15 protein-coding genes are annotated in these 15,833 nt (G+C 62.9%); 2 read left to right on the top strand and 13 right to left on the bottom strand.

Annotated features, from left to right (window positions below):
- Window positions 1-15: 15 nt before the first annotated feature.
- The 6 genes from BKX98_RS09060 to BKX98_RS09035 all read right to left on the bottom strand — a co-directional run bounded on the left by BKX98_RS09060 (window position 16) and on the right by BKX98_RS09035 (window position 7,098).
- Window positions 16-1,554: an ABC transporter ATP-binding protein gene (locus BKX98_RS09060; RefSeq protein WP_073706973.1), complete on the bottom strand. Its 1,539-nt coding sequence runs from the start codon at window positions 1,552-1,554 to the stop codon at window positions 16-18.
- On the bottom strand, window positions 1,547-2,398 hold the full coding sequence (locus BKX98_RS09055; RefSeq protein WP_073706972.1) for an ABC transporter permease: 852 nt from the start codon (window positions 2,396-2,398) through the stop codon (window positions 1,547-1,549). The genes BKX98_RS09060 and BKX98_RS09055 overlap by 8 nt, the downstream gene beginning before the upstream one ends.
- Entirely contained in the window at window positions 2,391-3,344 is a 954-nt protein-coding gene (locus tag BKX98_RS09050) for an ABC transporter permease (RefSeq protein WP_233125321.1), read from the bottom strand. Before BKX98_RS09050 ends, BKX98_RS09055 begins: the two co-directional genes overlap by 8 nt.
- A 1-nt stretch (window position 3,345) precedes the next feature.
- Window positions 3,346-4,890 (bottom strand): ABC transporter substrate-binding protein, encoded by a 1,545-nt coding sequence (locus BKX98_RS09045; RefSeq protein ID WP_073706971.1) that lies wholly within the window; start codon window positions 4,888-4,890, stop codon window positions 3,346-3,348.
- Between the two features lie 216 nt (window positions 4,891-5,106).
- The gene (locus tag BKX98_RS09040) at window positions 5,107-6,390 is read right to left on the bottom strand and encodes an MFS transporter (RefSeq protein WP_073706970.1); all 1,284 of its coding nucleotides are present in this window, start codon (window positions 6,388-6,390) and stop codon (window positions 5,107-5,109) included.
- 105 nt (window positions 6,391-6,495) lie between these two features.
- Window positions 6,496-7,098, bottom strand: a complete 603-nt coding sequence (locus BKX98_RS09035) for a very short patch repair endonuclease (RefSeq protein WP_349362301.1) — start codon at window positions 7,096-7,098, stop codon at window positions 6,496-6,498.
- A gap of 117 nt (window positions 7,099-7,215) precedes the next feature.
- Between BKX98_RS09035 and BKX98_RS09030 the strand changes: the two genes are divergently transcribed.
- Window positions 7,216-8,277, top strand: coding sequence for a 2,3-butanediol dehydrogenase (locus BKX98_RS09030; RefSeq protein WP_073706968.1), 1,062 nt, complete (start codon window positions 7,216-7,218; stop codon window positions 8,275-8,277).
- A 60-nt stretch (window positions 8,278-8,337) separates the two neighbouring features.
- Here the strand turns inward: BKX98_RS09030 and BKX98_RS09025 are convergent, their stop codons facing one another.
- The 6 genes from BKX98_RS09025 to BKX98_RS09000 form a co-directional block, all read right to left on the bottom strand.
- A complete protein-coding gene (locus BKX98_RS09025; protein ID WP_073706967.1) occupies window positions 8,338-9,012 on the bottom strand; it encodes a hypothetical protein in 675 nt (224 codons plus the stop codon).
- The gene (locus tag BKX98_RS09020) at window positions 9,009-9,419 is read right to left on the bottom strand and encodes a DUF4383 domain-containing protein (protein ID WP_066142563.1); all 411 of its coding nucleotides are present in this window, start codon (window positions 9,417-9,419) and stop codon (window positions 9,009-9,011) included. Before BKX98_RS09020 ends, BKX98_RS09025 begins: the two co-directional genes overlap by 4 nt.
- 322 nt (window positions 9,420-9,741) lie before the next feature.
- On the bottom strand, window positions 9,742-11,124 hold the full coding sequence (locus BKX98_RS09015; RefSeq protein ID WP_083586719.1) for a deoxyribodipyrimidine photo-lyase: 1,383 nt from the start codon (window positions 11,122-11,124) through the stop codon (window positions 9,742-9,744).
- Window positions 11,125-11,280: 156 nt separating this feature from the next.
- Entirely contained in the window at window positions 11,281-11,859 is a 579-nt protein-coding gene (locus BKX98_RS09010; RefSeq protein WP_066142303.1) for a DUF3618 domain-containing protein, read from the bottom strand.
- Window positions 11,856-12,275, bottom strand: a complete 420-nt coding sequence (locus BKX98_RS09005) for a phage holin family protein (RefSeq protein WP_066142299.1) — start codon at window positions 12,273-12,275, stop codon at window positions 11,856-11,858. The genes BKX98_RS09010 and BKX98_RS09005 overlap by 4 nt, the downstream gene beginning before the upstream one ends.
- A 9-nt stretch (window positions 12,276-12,284) precedes the next feature.
- A complete protein-coding gene (locus BKX98_RS09000; protein WP_073706966.1) occupies window positions 12,285-13,157 on the bottom strand; it encodes a hypothetical protein in 873 nt (290 codons plus the stop codon).
- Between the two features lie 431 nt (window positions 13,158-13,588).
- On the opposite strand from BKX98_RS09000, the gene BKX98_RS08995 reads away from it, so the two are divergent.
- On the top strand, window positions 13,589-14,965 hold the full coding sequence (locus BKX98_RS08995; RefSeq protein ID WP_073706965.1) for an NAD-dependent succinate-semialdehyde dehydrogenase: 1,377 nt from the start codon (window positions 13,589-13,591) through the stop codon (window positions 14,963-14,965).
- Between the two features lie 145 nt (window positions 14,966-15,110).
- Here the strand turns inward: BKX98_RS08995 and BKX98_RS08990 are convergent, their stop codons facing one another.
- The gene (locus tag BKX98_RS08990; protein WP_233125320.1) at window positions 15,111-15,434 is read right to left on the bottom strand and encodes a hypothetical protein; all 324 of its coding nucleotides are present in this window, start codon (window positions 15,432-15,434) and stop codon (window positions 15,111-15,113) included.
- Between the last annotated feature and the right edge of the window lie 399 nt (window positions 15,435-15,833).

Here is a 15,833-nt window from a genome sequence, read left to right as displayed (position 1 = left end):
TTGCGGAAGCGGAAATCAGCTGGCGGAAGGAACCGCAGCGGTGATGTCCAGCGCGGCCACGAGGTCCTTGCTGTGCTGGTGTTCCGGGTCAGCCAGGAAATCGTCGAGGGGGCGATGCTCCACCAGCTCGCCCTCGTAGAACACTGCCACGTCATCACTCACATAGCGGATCACGTCCATGTCGTGGGAGATGACCACGAGGCTCAGCCCCATTTGCTCGCGCAAATCAAGCAGCAGGTCGAGGATGTGGCGCTGGGCTACCGAATCCAGTGCCGAGGTGGATTCATCGCAGATCAAAACCTGCGGCTCGGTCAGCAGCGCACGTGCGATAGCCAGTCGCTGGAGCTGGCCGCCTGAACACTGGCCCGGCCTGCGATCCAGCAATTGCTCGGGCAATCCCACCTGGGCCATGGCTTGCGCCATGCGCTCGCCGGCCTGGATTGCCGGCAGCCGGTGCACCGCCGCGCTCATCGAAGTGCGGATGGTAAGCCGGGGATCGAAGGAGGAATACGGTTCCTGGGCAATGACCTGCACCCGGGTTGCTTCGCCATTATGGTGCGCATGAATGATCCGACCGGTGGTTGGCTGTTCCAACCCGGCCAGCAGCCTGGCAAAGGTGCTCTTGCCGGAACCTGAGCGGCCCACCACCCCCAGGACTTGGCCACCGTGCAGGCGCAAGCTCGTGGGGTTCAACGCTGCCGGGCCTTTTGCGCGGCGCGTATAGTTCTTGCCCGCGTCCACCGCCTCGAGCAAGCATGCCGAATCCGTCGCACGGAGCGTGCGCAGAGGAGGCAAGCTGGCTTCGACCAGCTCGCGTGTCTTGGAGTGGCGGTCCTTGGAGAAGATCAGCGCGGTAGGGCACTGGTCCACAATCTGACCGTCGCTGACTACTACAACGCGATCCGCGATGTGCTGGATGCTGGCGATGTCATGGGTAACGAACAGGACGCCTACGCCGCGCTCCTGCTGCTTGCGGCGCAGCAATTGCAGCACCTCGGACTTGAGGATCGAATCCAAAGATGATGTCGGTTCATCGGCCAGGATGAACTCCGGATCAGCGGCTAGGGCGATGGCAAGCATGGCGCGCTGGGCCATCCCGCCGGAGAGCTGGTCCGGGCGTTTGCCGGCAATCTGCTTGGCGGGAGACAGGCCTACTTCCTCGAGCAAGGACAGCACCCGATCCTCATGCTGGCGGGCTTTGCCCCAGCCGTGGGCTCCCAAGGCCTCGAGCAGGTGCGCGCGGATGGTCAACCGCGGGTTCATCACGCGCTTAGGCTGTTGGAACAGCATGCTGATGCGTCGTCCGCGCACCGAGTCCATGGCTTTCTCGTCCAGCTGGTCAAGGCGCTGGCCATCAAGCAGGATCTTCCCCTCAGCACGCAGCTGCTGGGGCAGCAGGCCGATAATCGCCTTGGTGAGCAGCGTCTTGCCGGAACCGGAACGCCCTACCACCGCCACCAGTTCGCCGGCTCTCAAGGCGCCACGTGCCTCGGAAAGCAACCGCTGATCGCCGGAGCTGACCGAGAGATCAATGAATTCAAGTTCTCTAGTCATGGATTTCCGCCTTGGCCTCGGTAGCAAGCACGTCCTGCCCGCCCAGCACGTGGGTGATGCGATTGCCCAGCAGGGTAACGCAGAAGCTGACCAGGAAGATGGCTGCGCCCGGTGCAATCATGCCCCACGGGGAGCGGATCGCATGAGGCTGGGCCTCGGCCAGCATCGAACCCCAGTCGGACTGCGGCGGCTGGACTCCGATGCCCAGATAGGACAATGAGCCGAGCAATACGAGCAACAGGCCGAAGCGCAAAGCGGCCTGGGCCAGCACCGGACCCGCGACGAAGGGCAGGACATGATGGCGCAGGATGAACCAGCGTGAAGCGCCCACATGCTTGGAGGCCTCGACATGGTGGGTGCTCAATGCCTGGGCCGCCATGGATCGCACCAACCGTGCCGTGGGGGTCCATGCCACGACGCCCACGGAAAGCACCATGGTGGAGAATCCGGGACCCATGACCGCGATGATCAGCAGCGCAATCACGATTTCGGGCAACGCGAGCAGCAAGTCGTTCACGCGCAGGAAGAGCTCATCCAGCCAGCCGCCGCGCACCGCGCTGAGCAGGCCCAGTGCGGTGCCCACCAGCAGCGAGAACAGCGTGGTGATCAGTGCTACCGATAGCGAGAACCGGCCACCATGCAGCACCCGGCTCAAGGTGTCACGGCCCAGGGCATCGGTGCCCAGCAAGTGGGCCAGGCTGGGTGCCTGCAACCGGTCCGCCAGGCTCTGGGCGTTGGGATCATAAGGGGAAATCCACGAGGCGGCGATGGTCAGGATGACCACTGCCAGCAATATGAACGCGGGAGGTGAAAGCAGGATTTCCCTGGAATGAGTCCTAGCCATGCCGTACACCAATCCTCACATTGGGGTCACTGATCTTGTGCACCAGGTCAACGATTCCGGTCACCACCACGGCACAGGCCACGACAACCACCACGCCGCCCTGGGCTACCGGGATATCAGCATCAACGATGGAGTCGAAGATCAGCCTGCCCATGCCGGGAATGGCAAAGATGACCTCCACAATGACTGAGCCGCCCAGCAACCCGGCAAACCAGACACCGACCATGGTCCACAATGGCAGCAGTCCGTGGGGAACCACATGGCGAACCAAAGCCTGGGCGCTGCTCAGCCCGCGGGCACGAGCCGCCAGCACATGTTCGGAGTCCAAAGCCTGGCACACCCCCGAGCGCACCGCGACGGTGAAGAAGCTGATGGGGCGCAAGGCCAGAATGAAGACCGGGAGCACCAACGAGGCAGGGGAATCGAACCCGGCCGAGGGCAGCAGCGAGACGCGCACCGCGAAGAGCAGCACCAGCAGCGGAGCCAGCGCGTATTCAGGGATCGCAATGAGCGCATGGGTGATGGAGGTGATGAGCCTATCTGGCCATTGCCCGGCGCGGGTTGCCGAAGCGACGCCCAAAAGGATGGAGGCCACTATGGCCACCAGCAGGGCGCTGCCGGCCAAGGATAGGGTGACGCCAATGGCCGGGAGCACCTGGTCGGCTACCGGGGTACCACTGATATGCGAGATGCCCATGTCTCCGGTGGCGAACCGGCCCAGCCACCTTCCGAATTGCACCAGCATCGGGTCATGCAGGCCGAATTGCTCCGCGTAGGCCTGCACCGTTGCCTCATCGGCAGCCCCGATGTCCATGCGTGCGCGCAGCAAGGACCGCACGGGGTCCCCGGGGGAAACAAAGGGGACCAGGAATACCGCGAAGGATGAAAGCAGAACTGCCGCGCCGAGTCCAAGGACCCGGCGCAGCATGGTGGTTAGAGGAGACACGCTAGCTGGTCTTCGCCAGATCCTTGGTCAGCACGTAGCGGGTCAGCGGGTCCTGGACGTAGCCCTGGACCTTGGCTCCCACGGCGTCAATTGCCTGCTCGTTGACCAGCCAGACGTTCGCGGCGTCTTCGGCGAGGATATCGCCTGCCTTGCGGTACAGGTCGTGGCGCTTGGTTTCATCCTTCTCCACCAGTGCCTGGCCGACCAGCTTGTCATAGTCCTCGTTGCAGTAGTGGCTCAGGTTGTAGCCGCCCTCGCAGGTGTAGTCGGACTGCAGGAAGCCGATCGGATCAGCGATGTCGATCATCCGGTTGCGCTGGCTGAGGATCATGTCGTACTTGCCGGCCAGCACATCGGGCTCCGCGGCGCCGTAGGACTTGGTCACTACGTTGGCCTGCAAACCGATCTGCTTGAACTGCTCCTGGATGATGGCGCCTACCCCGGCGAACTCCGCGCGTTCGGTGATCGCAATGATTTCCAGCGGCTTCTCCTGCTGGTATCCCGAGGCTTCCACCAGCTTCTTGGCTTCTTCGATATTCACCTGCGGTACGGCCAGGTCAGGGTTGGCCCAAGGCTCGCTCGGGGCAAAGGGGCCGGTGGCAGGCTGCGCTGCACCTTCGTAGATGCTCGCGGCCATGGCCGGCAGGTCCAAGGCCATGGTGGCGGCCTTGCGCAGCTCCGGGTTGTCGAATGGAGCGCGCGAGTTGTTCAGGTACAGGGTCGAGGTGCGGGGCGAATCGGCCTTCAGCACGCTGATCTTGTCATCGGCCTCCAGGGTAGCCAGGCTGGTGGCCGGGATGGACATCGAGATGTCCGCTTCGCCGGTCTGCACCTGGGTAGCACGGGTGGCGCCTTCGGTGATGTAGCGGATTTCTCCGCCAGCCAGCTTCACTTCGCCGTCCCAGTAATTCTCATTGCGGTCCAAGGTCAGGGACTGCCCGGCTTTTTCGGAGACCGGGGCGAAAGGCCCGGTGCAATGATTCATCGGATCGATGCCCTTGCCGGTGTACGCGGCAGGGGAGAGCACACCTGCGTTCACGCTGGCCATGCGGTAGGGCAGCAGCGGATCCGCGCCGGGGGTGGTGACCCGCACGGTATCAGCGTCGAGGGCTTCGACCTTCTTGATGGTCTTGGGGTTCACCGCACGGGCCGGTGCGGTCGCCTTGAGCACATGGTTGAGTGAAGCGGCTACGGCCTTGGCATCCATGATGGTGCCATCTTGGAATTCCACGTTCTTGCGCAGCTCGAAGTCCCATTCGGTGTCCGAGGACTGCTTCCAGGAGGTAGCGAGCATCGGTTCGACGGTTTTGGTTCCCTGGTCGTATTTGGCCAGGGTTTCCAGGCAGCCGGCGATGGAGAGCACGTAGGCGTCGTCGCTTTCCAGCGCCCAATTGGAGACCGGGGCACGGAAGTTGGCCACGACTACCCGGGCCTCCGGGTCCGCTGCTTTCTCCGGAGCGGAGCTGGCGGAGGTGGAGCTGCAGGCGGCCAGCGCGAGGGCAAGGGCCGCGAATCCTGCGGCAGCGCTCAATCGTCCAAGTTTCATGGAAATCCTTCGGCATTACGTGATGGATTGGCATCTAATGCAATAGTGCCTTGGTAAGCGTACCCTAATTAGCGGCCTTGTCTTGCTGATAATTACCCCGCTTGAAAACCGGAAGGAAAGCACCCGTGCAGCGTTCTGTAAGAGTTGAAGCTGAGTAGTGCAAAGTTGGGGTGCCGTATGGAAATTTTTCGCAGATTAAGCGTCATGTGTCGCAGTTCATGCACCCTGGGCAAGGACACCTGAGCGTCGCACGAGTAATGCGGCGAGCCAAGCAGCAAGGCCCAAGGGGAGCATGAGGAAAAGCCAAGGCAGGAAGCCGGGGATGAGATTCTGGCCGGCCTGCGCCAGCAGCCACCCGACCAGCATGTTCCCCACCAGCACAGCCAGGCCGCCGCAGCTGGCGAGCAGGCCGAAGTAGGATCCAGTGGCGCGGTGCCCGGCGAATTTTGGAACCAACGACAAGGCCGTGGGATGAACGCTCATATGCCCCAAAGCCAGCAGAGTGACCGCGCACAGAATGCGGATCGGACCAGTCTGCTCGCCGAAGGCAGAGGCCGGGAGAAACGCCAGCACGCCAAATCCCAAAACGCTCGAGAAGTACCCGCAACGCAGGGTCGCCGCCGCGCCGATCCGTGCAGCGATCCAGGCGACGGGCAATTGCAAGCCCAAGGTCAGTACAGAGATCCAAGCGAATACCAGTCCCAGCCACTGGGTGGGCATGCCAGTGCGTTGCAATTCCAGGGGAATGGCCAAATAGAGCTGGTTATATGCCAGCAAGTCCGAGGCATGCAAGGCGCAGAACGCCACGAACTTCCGGTCTGCAAGGCAGCGCCGCAGGCTGCCGGGCTGGTGCTTCGGCTGTGCCGGGCTTTCCGAGCGATCGCGCGAATAACTGTCGGAGGCGGGACGGCGCAAGGCTGCAGCGAGGAACAATCCGATGGCGATGAAGAACAGCGCCCCGAAGCCTGCAACTGTTGCGAACCCCCAGCCCCACAGTGCTGCCCCGACCAGCGGTCCGGTCACGGCGCCGATCTCTCCGGTAATGCTCAGCCAGGCAAACAGGGAGGCCCGTTTGGCTCCTGTGGCCTGGCCCCTGTCGCGAGCGGTCTGGGCCGCGCCCACCAGGATGCTCAGGCTCGGGGAGAAGAGCGCTCCGCCGAATCCGGTGAGCAATGTGCCGAGGATAAATAGCCAGAGCTGCGGGTCGCCCAAGGACAGCGAGGCCGCCAGTGTGGAGAACCCTGCGGCGCGTACCGCGCAACCAATGAGAATCATGCGCCGGGCGCCGAAGCGATCGGCCAGGCTGCCTCCGGCCAGGAAGAGCCCTTGCTGGGCGAAGGTCCGGACACCCAGGATCAGGCCCACCGCGGTACCTGCCAGCAGGAAGTCGTTGGCTAGCACTACAGCAAGGAAAGGAACCACAGCGTAGAAACCGATATTGAACAGCGTCTGTGTTCCCAGCAGTACCGGGACTTCGAAGCGGGACGTGCTGTTTTTCATAGACCTCGGGGAACGTGTTGGTTTGCTGCGGGCAGGCCATGGCAGGCCTCATGGTTCGAGCCGTTGGCGGCGGCAGTACCCATGTCCCGGGTGGACTCTCCGATCTTAGCCAACGCCGGTGCCCTGGGGCGGCTCCTGCGCGGTGGCGCCACGCGGCAGGATGCGCGCGGGGCCGAGGAAGCTTGCTGCCCTGCGCAGGACGTCATCCATGGTTTTCAGTTCGCACTCCCAGAGCGTCAGCGATTCCCAGCCAAGCGCGGCCAGGTTATCGAGGTTGCGCTGGTCCCGGGCGATATTGGCATCCAGCTTGGGATTCCAATAACCCGTATTGGATGCGGGGCGGCGCTGGCCCACCGGGCAGTCGTGGCCGTGCCAGAAGCAGCCGTTGACGAAGATAGCCTTCCGCCGGGCACTGAAGACGAGGTCGGGGGAACCGGGGAGCTTCCCGCCCCGCAACGGGATCCCGGGATGCAAAGAGCGCAGCTGGGCAACTTGCTGTGCAGGCAGGATGCCGTGCACGCGGTAACGGTACCCGGCGGCATGCAGCAATCGGCGCAAGGCCAGTTCCGGCCCGGTGTTCTTGCTGGAAATGCGCGACATGAGCCGCGAACGCTGCGCCGCCGACATGATGTCCATAGTCCATTGTGCGCCGCTAACCAGGCCGTGCGTTGCTGGCTGGGCATTGACTGGATGGCTTGCTGAGGCCATCGGGTGAAACCTCTTGCAACGGTTCTCAAATCCTGGCGGCCGCAGTAGCTTGGGTGCTGGAAGCACCGATCGGCATTGGGCCGGTCGGGAACAGGCAGGAAGATTCGAGGGGGAGCCATGCGAGCAGCACGGTACTACGACCAGAAGGACATCCGGATCGAAGACATCGATGAGCCGGTGCTGAAGCCCGGAACGGTGGCCATCGATGTTGCCTGGTGCGGCATCTGCGGCACCGATCTGCACGAGTACCTGGAGGGCCCGATCTTCATCCCGCCGGCCGGGCATCCGCACCCGATCTCGGGGGAGAGCGCGCCGGTGACCATGGGCCATGAATTCTCCGGAACCATTACCGCCCTGGGCGAGGGTGTCACCGGTCTCGAAGTCGGCGAGAACGTCGTGGTGGAACCCTACATCATCCACGAGGATGTGGACACCGGCGAAGGCCAGCAGTACCAGCTTTCCCGGGACATGAACTTCATCGGCCTGGGCGGCCGCGGCGGCGGGCTATCGGAGAAAATCGTCGTGGAACGCCGCTGGGTGCATCCCATCGGCAAGATCCCACTGGATGAAGCCGCGCTGATCGAGCCGCTGTCGGTGGCCCACCACGCCTTCGTCCGCTCGGGCGCCCAAGCCGGGCAGGTGGCCATCGTGGGCGGGGCCGGCCCGATCGGCCTGCTGACCGCAGCGGTGCTCAAGGCGAAGGGCCTGGAAGTCTACATCTCGGAGCTCTCCGAGGCCCGCAAGGCCAAGGCACGGGAAACCGGGGTTGCCGACGAGGTTTTCGACCCGAGGGACGGGGACGTGGCCGAGAAGGTGCGCGAAGCTACCGGTGGCCGTGGTGCGGATGCCGGATTCGAGTGCTCCTCGGTCCCGGCGGTGCTGGACATGCTCCTGGACGCGGTGGCTCCCGGCGGGGTGATCGTCAATGTCTCGATTTGGGGGCATAAGCCTGAAGTGGACATGCCCAAGCTGGTGCTGAAGGAGATCGACCTGCGCGGCACCATTGGCTACGCCAATGACCATCCGGACACCATTGCATTGGTGCAAAGCGGCAAGCTGGATCTGGCACCGTTCATCACCGGGCGCATCGGACTTGATGAGCTTATTTCCGAAGGCTTTGACCAGCTGATCAACAACAATGAGGAACACGTGAAGATCATCGTTGATCCGCGGGCCTAGCCAGCAATCCTCGGCTATGGGGGGCCAGTAGGATACCTGGCACTGGCCCCCGGGCTGCGGCTAGTGGTGGTGTTCTGCCTGTTTCATCTTTTGAATGATTCCCGGGTCGATGTCTCCCGAATGGTGAATGCCGTGTTCGGAATGAGGTACCGCCAGTTCTCCGGCGGACGAAGCTGCCAACCCCAAACTGGCAACCGCCGCAACCGCAACTGAACCGGCAAACATGCTCCCGAGGACAACTAGGCTGCTGGACCGCACTGTCCGGTGCGGATAGTTCTTCCCCCGCTTGCGCTGCCACACGAAGACCACCAGCACCGACAGCTCAAGCAGCAGCAAGGAAGCAATAGTGAGATCCATATTTTTCGCTCCCTCCGGGAACCCCCAAAGACCAGGAGCAATGCTGGCTAAATGCACGGAGGAGACGAGCGCCAGGCAGGGGACCGCAAGCTTCACGGCAGGTGCCGCTGCCTTCAGCAGGCTGGCAACGGCGTACACCAGCGCCATCCCGGCCCAGGCCGCGGATGCTATCGCGCCGAGCCACGCCCACCACGGTGCCGGGGCGGACCCGACCCCGAATGCCGATGCCAGGCTGGCGGAGGAGGCCGCGGCCAGCGCCGCGACTCCCAGTCCGGCGATCCCGGCATAGAGGCCGCCGAAGGCAACGGAGCCCGCAACTGCATCTCGCCCTTGCGTGGCAGGTTCGGTGGCAGGCTCCATGGCCTCGTGGGAAATCATGATCGTGCGGTATGGGCTGCTGGCGTCCGGTCCTGGGACAGCCCTACCGACAGCAGGAGAATCGCGCTGGCTAGGTGCAGGACGTTATCCGCACCGTTCAGGGCAATGATGTTCAACGCTGTCGAGGCCAAGAAGAGGCCGAGGATGCCAACCAGGAGGTAGACGGCGCCCACCGTGGTGTTGGTGAGCTTGGAAGCACGCACGGATCCGAGCCCAGCGATGAGCAGTGCAGCGCCGATGGCCAGGTGGATCACGTTGTGAAGTGGGTTGACCTCGAAAATGATCAGCTTCCCGCCCTCTGTTGCGAAGAAGTCCACGCCGGCAGTGACAAGGAACCCGAGCAGGCCGACAAGGAGGTACACGGCCCCGAAAATTGTTGCGAGCAAGCGGTTAGGCGAAGTGCGCATTGCAATCAGTCCTTCCTGGGACACGGATTCTATTCCGCGTCGAGTTCTGCGGGTTCCGGGAGGAGCCCTGTAATGGTTCTTCGGAGGAGGATGGAAGGCGGATTGGTCTTGGTTGGACTTATTTGCAGGCATCGGAGGCACGCAAGTGAGCGGGTAGGCGTTTTCGCATTGGTGTTCGGTTGAGGATGCTCTGGATCCCTCGGCAAGGAAGCTGATGCGTTGAGACAGCGAGCCGAAGATGCGTTGGGCCGAAACATCGAATAGCAGTTGAAGATCATCTGGATCAGCGGGCTTCATCTTCCCGCTGCCAGACGCTTCGCGACTATGAGATGAGTTTCATCTGCTCGTAAGCATCCAATGCAGCCTGCCGCGATTGCTTCAGGTCCACAATGGGCTCCGCGGCCAGCGGCGCGTATCGAGCCACATAGCTTCCCTGGGGATCGAATTTCTTGGCCTGCAGTTCCGGGTTGAAGACCCGGAAATATGGGGAAGCGTCGGCTCCGCTGCCGGCGACCCATTGCCAATTGGCCGAATTGCTGGCGAGATCCGCATCAACCAGGGTGTCCCAGAACCACCGCTCGCCGACCTTCCAATGCACTTGCAGGTTCTTGACCAGCAGGCTGGCTGCCACCATCCGCACTCGGTTATGCATCCAGCCGGTCTGCCAGAGCTGCTGCATGCCGGCATCGACCAGCCCGAAGCCGGTGCGCCCCTTCTGCCAGAGCCGCACCTGGTCGGCAGCGTGCGGGTCCTGCTCAGGCCAGGCCCAGTCGAAGTGGTCGAACTGCGCACGCAGATTCCGCTCCGGAAGTTGCGGGTGATGGTAGTACAGGTGCCAGCAGAAGTCCCGCCAGGCCAGTTGGCGCCGCATTGCGGTGGCTCCTGCTGCAGCTTTGGGATTTTCGGCGGCAAGGCGGCCTAGGGCATCCCACATCTCGGGCGCACTCAGATGTCCCCAGCGCAGAGCGGGGGACAAAGCCGAGGTGCCGTCCAGATCGGGGCGGTCATGGTGCTCCGCGTAGCCTTCGGCGATTGATTCCAGCACCTGCTCCAGGCGCTGGCGGGCAGGCGCTTCTCCGGGTCCCCATTGCGCGGCGAGTCCGTCAATCCAGTCCAAAGCCGGCAACAATCCCAAGCTCTCCAATTCGTCGCTGGCGGGAAGATTAGTGTCCGGGAGAGGTTCTTGTGCCTGTGGCGCGGGCAACGGAGGACGGATCTCGTCGTCGCGCAACGCATTATAGAAGGGCGTGAAGACCTTGTAGCCGGTGTCGTTCTTGGTAAGCAGCTCCCAAGGCTCATGCAGGAGCGTCCCGCTGTAGCTGTGGGCGTGGACGCCTCGGGCCTGCAGGTCCTGCTTGATCTGCATGTCGACGGCGCGTTCAGCGTGGCCGTAGCGGCGGTTCCAGTGCACTGCCTGCACACTGCCTTCGTGCACGAGTTCGTCGATGATCCCGGCGGCCGGGCCTTGGCGCAGGATGAGCGGGATTTTCAATTGCCCAAGCGATATGCGAAGGTTCGCCAGCGCGTGGTGCAGCCACCATTTGGCCGCGCCGCCCAGCGGGCGGATGCCGGCAGATTTCTGGTCCAGGACATACACCGCGATCACCGGACCGGAGGAAAGAGCGGCATTCAACGCTGGGTGGTCGCTGGTGCGCAGATCATCGCGGAACCAAACCAGCTGGGTAGGCAAGGCCGAATGAGTCATTTGGAATTCTCCATGGAACCATTCTAGTGTTTATTTAGCTTGGCTAGCTAAATTATGGTGGATGGTCCGTCTAGCTCGGCGGCTACCGGGCATAGCAAAAGGCTGGTGGTTCCAATCAGTGATTGCACGCACCAGCCTCTTACCGCTACCCGGGGATCAGGAGCCGTTATTCATGCCCTTGGCCGTGTCCTTGGCTTCGCTTTGCAAATGCTCGGCTTCGGAGCTGGCTTCGGATTTTACGGTCTCCACGGATTCCTGGGCGGAATCCCGCAGGTCCTCGGCGGCCTGTCGCGCAGGCTCCCGAAGGTCTTCGGCAATCTGCTTCGCCGCATCCTTGGCCTCTGCGGCCAGCGGTTCTGCCTTGTCCTTGACCCGCTGGACCAGCTCGGCTTCTTTCTGGGTCCCCGGAAGCAGCGACGAGGCCAGCAATCCTGCCCCGAAGGCGATGATTCCGGCGGCCAGCGGATTGCCCTTGGTCTGCTCCGCCACCCTGTGCGGTGCCTCCCTGACGGCTTCCGCGGCGTCTTCACTGTAGTGGTGCAGCTGGTCACTCGTTGATTCACCGGTTCCCATGACGGAGTCCTTCACCTTCCTGAATGAGTCCTTGACCTTTTCGGATTGTCGGTGGGCAATGTGGCTGGGACTGACCCTGTCGGCAATCGCGTCCACATCCTGTTGCAGGTCGCCTCGTGTCTGGGCGATTTCCGCGCGGAGTTCTTCTGAATTCTTGCTCATGGTGCATCATCCTTCGGAGTAAAAGCTGACGGAATCCTCTTGACTGTCTCGGCCGTATTAGGCAGTCCCTTGATCTCTTGCATCTTCTTCTTGGCCGCGCTAGCCAAGACCAGACCGATCACCGCCCAGAGGGCGGCGACCACCAAGGCCGAGAAGCCATAGCCAATCCAGAGCGACAATCCGAAGAAAGCCGCAACGGAAAGGAACAGCAAGACGAAATGGCCGGCAACACCGGCACCGGCATACATTCCCGCGCCCTTGCCGGCGGAGCTGGCCGACTCCTTCAACTCCGTCTTTGCCAGCTCGATCTCTTGGCGAACCAGCAGCGATACATTCTGGGTCAGGTCATTGAACAGGGCGCCGAGGGAACTGCGTTCATGTTCTGCGGAATCGGGATCTGGCGTCGTGTGAGTCATCGAATGCTCCTAGCGGTAGTCGGTGCTGCGCGGATCCCCAGGAGGGTAGGAGCGCAGCGGGTCCACATCCACCGAATCGGCATGCAGCGGGTTGCCTGCCGAATCCACGCGGGTGGTTCCCTGGAAGGACGGGTTAACCCGCACCGGACCTGGCCCGTCACCGGACGCGGCGTTCGGTGCGCTGGTGGTGCCGGGGCGCGGTTCCTGATCGCGGTGCCCTGTGCCTTCCTTCGGCTCGCTGGCATTCCGGGTCATGCGTCCTGCCAGCAGGCCGGCGCCCAGCGCCAGCCCCAAGAAGGCGGCTGGGCGTTTGCGTGCAAAGCCCTTGACCTCATTCAGCAAGTCGTGCGGCTCGCGCTGTTCGAGCCAATCGGCGGCCTGGCCGCTGTGATGCGAAGCCTGATCCACCAGCATGGACGCGGTTCCGCTCGCGCTGGACTGGTCCAGCATGGCGCGGAACTCATCGCTGATGTCGCGCAGGTTGGCCGCGACCTTCCGCTGCTGCGCGGAGGTCTGCTCCTTCAGGTCGGAGCCGAGTTCATCCCACAGGTGGGTGGCCTGGTCCTTGGCCTGCTCAGCGAGCATCGAGGCTTCCTGCTTGGCGCTGTCAAGCACGTGGGTGGCGGATTCCTGGCCCTCGCGCGCCAGATCCTGGGCTGCCTGCGCTTTGCCCGACGTACTGCCGCTTTCTGCGGACTGCAGGTCACCGGAATCATGCGCGTCGGCCGGCACCGGTTCGACAGTGCCCGAAGGGAACAGGTCGGTTTGCGGCTCGGTCAATGGATCCGGATCGTTCAGGCCGTGGCGGACGGTTCCGGGTTGCGGGGTGCTGCGCGGGTCATCGGGGAATGGATTCGAACTGGTGTGATCGTTGGTGCTCATGTCTTCCCTTCCTCTGCTGCTGTCGTCAGCTGCGGGTGGCGCGGCGGGTGGCCGCGCATCCGGCTCCGCAGTCCGTGCGGAGCGCTGCTGGTTGCATACGACGCTAGGCAAGAGCGCGCCGCAGGTCACGGATCGCGGCCAATCCGCAGGAAGCATTCAGGTTCGATGGCGAGAGCTCGGAGCTTCCAGGAAAGCAGGAGGCAAGCGAGTAGGATCGAGCCGGATCCCGAGCGTCCAGCGCATCACCCGGCGCAGCTGCGAGGAGTCCAGCAGTACTGCAATCCCTGCTGCCGGCCCAGTCTGCGACTTTGGAGGAACAGCGGCAGTTTCCGCGGCGAACACGCCAATAGCCGAAGAGTCCGGGGAATTGGCGACGGGAGCTGGAAGACTGGGCGCTAAGTGTCCAAATAGCGAATCGTCGAAGGAGCACCATGTCCACTTATGCTGTTACCAACCCTGCCACCGGCGTCGTCGAGGCAACCTACCCGACCGCCACCGATGAGCAGATCCAGGAAGCCATGGCCAAGGCGCACCACGCCTACACCCAGTGGTCGGTCTCGGCGCTGGAGGAGCGCGTTGCCCTGCTCGAACGCGTGGCCGACATCTACGAGGCACGAGCCCAGGAACTGGCAGCGATCATCACCCGCGAAATGGGCAAGCCCATCAAGCAGGCGCTGGGCGAAATCGGCATCGTAGCGGCAATCTACCGCTACTACGCCAAGAACGGACCGAAGTACCTGGAGGACGAAGAGCTGGAAATCGCCTCCGGCGGCACGGCGCTGGTGCGCAAGGAAGCAGTGGGCGCGCTGCTGGGCATCATGCCGTGGAACTTCCCGTACTACCAGGTGGCCCGCTTTGCCGGACCGAACCTGATGAACGGCAACACCATCCTGCTCAAGCACGCTCCGCAGTGCCCGGAGTCGGCGCTTGCCATGGAAGAGATCTTCCGCGAAGCCGGTGCGCCCCAGGGCGCGTACGTGAACATCTTTGCCACCAATGAGCAGATCGCGGGCATGATCGCGGACCGCCGGGTGCAGGGCGTCTCGCTGACCGGTTCGGAGCGTGCCGGCGCCGCTGTTGCGGAAATTGCCGGACGCAACCTGAAAAAGGTCGTGCTGGAGCTCGGCGGCTCGGATCCATTCATGGTGTTCGAAGACGCGGACGTGGCGCGCACCGCCAAGCTGGGCATGCGTGCACGGTTCGGAAACACCGGGCAGGCCTGCAATGCCGCCAAGCGCTTCATCGTCGACTCCTCGGTCTACGAGGACTTCTCCAAGGCACTGGTAGAGCAGGTTTCCGGGATCACTGTGGGTGACCCGTCCCAGCCAGAGAACTTCCTCGGCCCGCTGTCTTCCGCCGCAGCCCGCGACGGACTGGCCGCCCAGGTGCAGGATGCCATCGACAAGGGTGCCCAGGTGCTGGCCGGCGGCAAGCCGATCCAGGGCGATGGCGCATTCTACGAACCGACCGTGCTGGCCGGGGTGACTCCCGAGATGCGTGCGTTCTCCGAAGAGCTCTTCGGCCCGGTCGCCGTGCTCTACAAGGTGGACGGCGAAGAGGAAGCCGTGGCCCTGGCCAACAACACCGACTACGGGCTGGGAGCTTCCATCCACACGCAGGACATGGAACGCGCGCAGCGCGTGTCACAGCAGCTGCAAAGCGGCATGGTGGCCATCAATGAGCCTTCCGCTTCCTACCCCGAGCTGCCTTTCGGGGGAGTGAAGCGCTCGGGCATCGGGCGCGAGCTGGGCAAGTACGGCATGGACGAATTCATCAACCACAAGCTGGTGAAGATCGCCGGCCGCTAGCCGTCCGCAAAACGACAACGGTCCTGCCTTCCGTAAATCGGAGAGCAGGACCGTTCTCGTTTTGGCGCCTTAGGCTGCAATCGGTGCCCAGCGGTATGGCGCAAGCCTGTCATTCCCGGCGGGCGTACGTCACGCAGTTCGGGATTTATCTGCGCAGCATTGTCATTTGCACCTGTTCTTTCGGAGTGAAGTCCGGAAGGACGTTTGCGACAGCAGTGTGCGCCCAGTACCGGACTCGGAACTCCAGCATGCCGTGTTCCTCGGCTAGCTCGAAAAGAGAGCAGATCGGGTGGTGCGCCGGGGTTTCTTCAACTATTTCGAGAGCATCATTTGGCGGCGAGACATGCATGAAACGAAGCCGGTCACCCCGGTTGTCGAGTATTGCCACAAGAACAGGGCAATTGTGAACGGAAACGAGACCCATGACATCGTCAACCGGCTCGTTGACTTGTGCAATGATCACCGGCATTCCCCGGATCCATCCATGCTCGCTCAGATGGGAGCGTCCCTCTCGGGATCCCAGAAGTTCCGCGACACGTTCAGCAGTTTTCGACCTGACCATACGACCTGACATTGGTACTACCTCCACTTTGTTCGTAACTTTCGAGTTATCCCCATAAGTCACGCCACTTCGCAAATTGCAGGTTGGCTTGCTGGCAGGGCATAGTTCGCCGTCAATGAGAAGCGGAGTGTGCTTCAAGCGTAAGGTATTTGGCTTGGGCGTGGGCGGGAATCAATCCGCACCCAGCCTATTGCCAGCGCGAGTTTCCCTACTAGTCAGTAGCTGGTTCGCAGGTTCCGCAATATCATCCGAACTTCGCCGGATTCACGCGGGCGAGGACACTGCAGCGCATCAATTCCACGTCCG

Origin of the sequence: Glutamicibacter sp. 0426 (genome assembly GCF_001906485.1) — a bacterium.
GTDB classification, from domain to species: domain Bacteria; phylum Actinomycetota; class Actinomycetes; order Actinomycetales; family Micrococcaceae; genus Glutamicibacter; species Glutamicibacter nicotianae.
Note: the sequence above shows the minus strand (reverse complement) of the source record. Positions and strands in the feature narration are given on the sequence as shown.

Excerpts from the sequence above, each read along its gene's own strand:
- BKX98_RS09060 (WP_073706973.1), bottom strand. The coding sequence starts at position 1,554 with ATGACTAGAGAACTTGAATTCATTGATCTCTCGGTCAGCTCCGGCGAT.
- BKX98_RS09055 (WP_073706972.1), bottom strand. The coding sequence starts at position 2,398 with ATGGCTAGGACTCATTCCAGGGAAATCCTGCTTTCACCTCCCGCGTTC.
- BKX98_RS09045 (WP_073706971.1), bottom strand. The coding sequence starts at position 4,890 with ATGAAACTTGGACGATTGAGCGCTGCCGCAGGATTCGCGGCCCTTGCC.
- BKX98_RS09040 (WP_073706970.1), bottom strand. The coding sequence starts at position 6,390 with ATGAAAAACAGCACGTCCCGCTTCGAAGTCCCGGTACTGCTGGGAACA.
- BKX98_RS09035 (WP_349362301.1), bottom strand. The coding sequence starts at position 7,098 with ATGGCCTCAGCAAGCCATCCAGTCAATGCCCAGCCAGCAACGCACGGC.
- BKX98_RS09030 (WP_073706968.1), top strand. The coding sequence starts at position 7,216 with ATGCGAGCAGCACGGTACTACGACCAGAAGGACATCCGGATCGAAGAC.
- BKX98_RS09025 (WP_073706967.1), bottom strand. The coding sequence starts at position 9,012 with ATGATTTCCCACGAGGCCATGGAGCCTGCCACCGAACCTGCCACGCAA.
- BKX98_RS09020 (WP_066142563.1), bottom strand. The coding sequence starts at position 9,419 with ATGCGCACTTCGCCTAACCGCTTGCTCGCAACAATTTTCGGGGCCGTG.
- BKX98_RS09015 (WP_083586719.1), bottom strand. The coding sequence starts at position 11,124 with ATGACTCATTCGGCCTTGCCTACCCAGCTGGTTTGGTTCCGCGATGAT.
- BKX98_RS09010 (WP_066142303.1), bottom strand. The coding sequence starts at position 11,859 with ATGAGCAAGAATTCAGAAGAACTCCGCGCGGAAATCGCCCAGACACGA.
- BKX98_RS09005 (WP_066142299.1), bottom strand. The coding sequence starts at position 12,275 with ATGACTCACACGACGCCAGATCCCGATTCCGCAGAACATGAACGCAGT.
- BKX98_RS09000 (WP_073706966.1), bottom strand. The coding sequence starts at position 13,157 with ATGAGCACCAACGATCACACCAGTTCGAATCCATTCCCCGATGACCCG.
- BKX98_RS08995 (WP_073706965.1), top strand. The coding sequence starts at position 13,589 with ATGTCCACTTATGCTGTTACCAACCCTGCCACCGGCGTCGTCGAGGCA.
- BKX98_RS08990 (WP_233125320.1), bottom strand. The coding sequence starts at position 15,434 with ATGCCGGTGATCATTGCACAAGTCAACGAGCCGGTTGACGATGTCATG.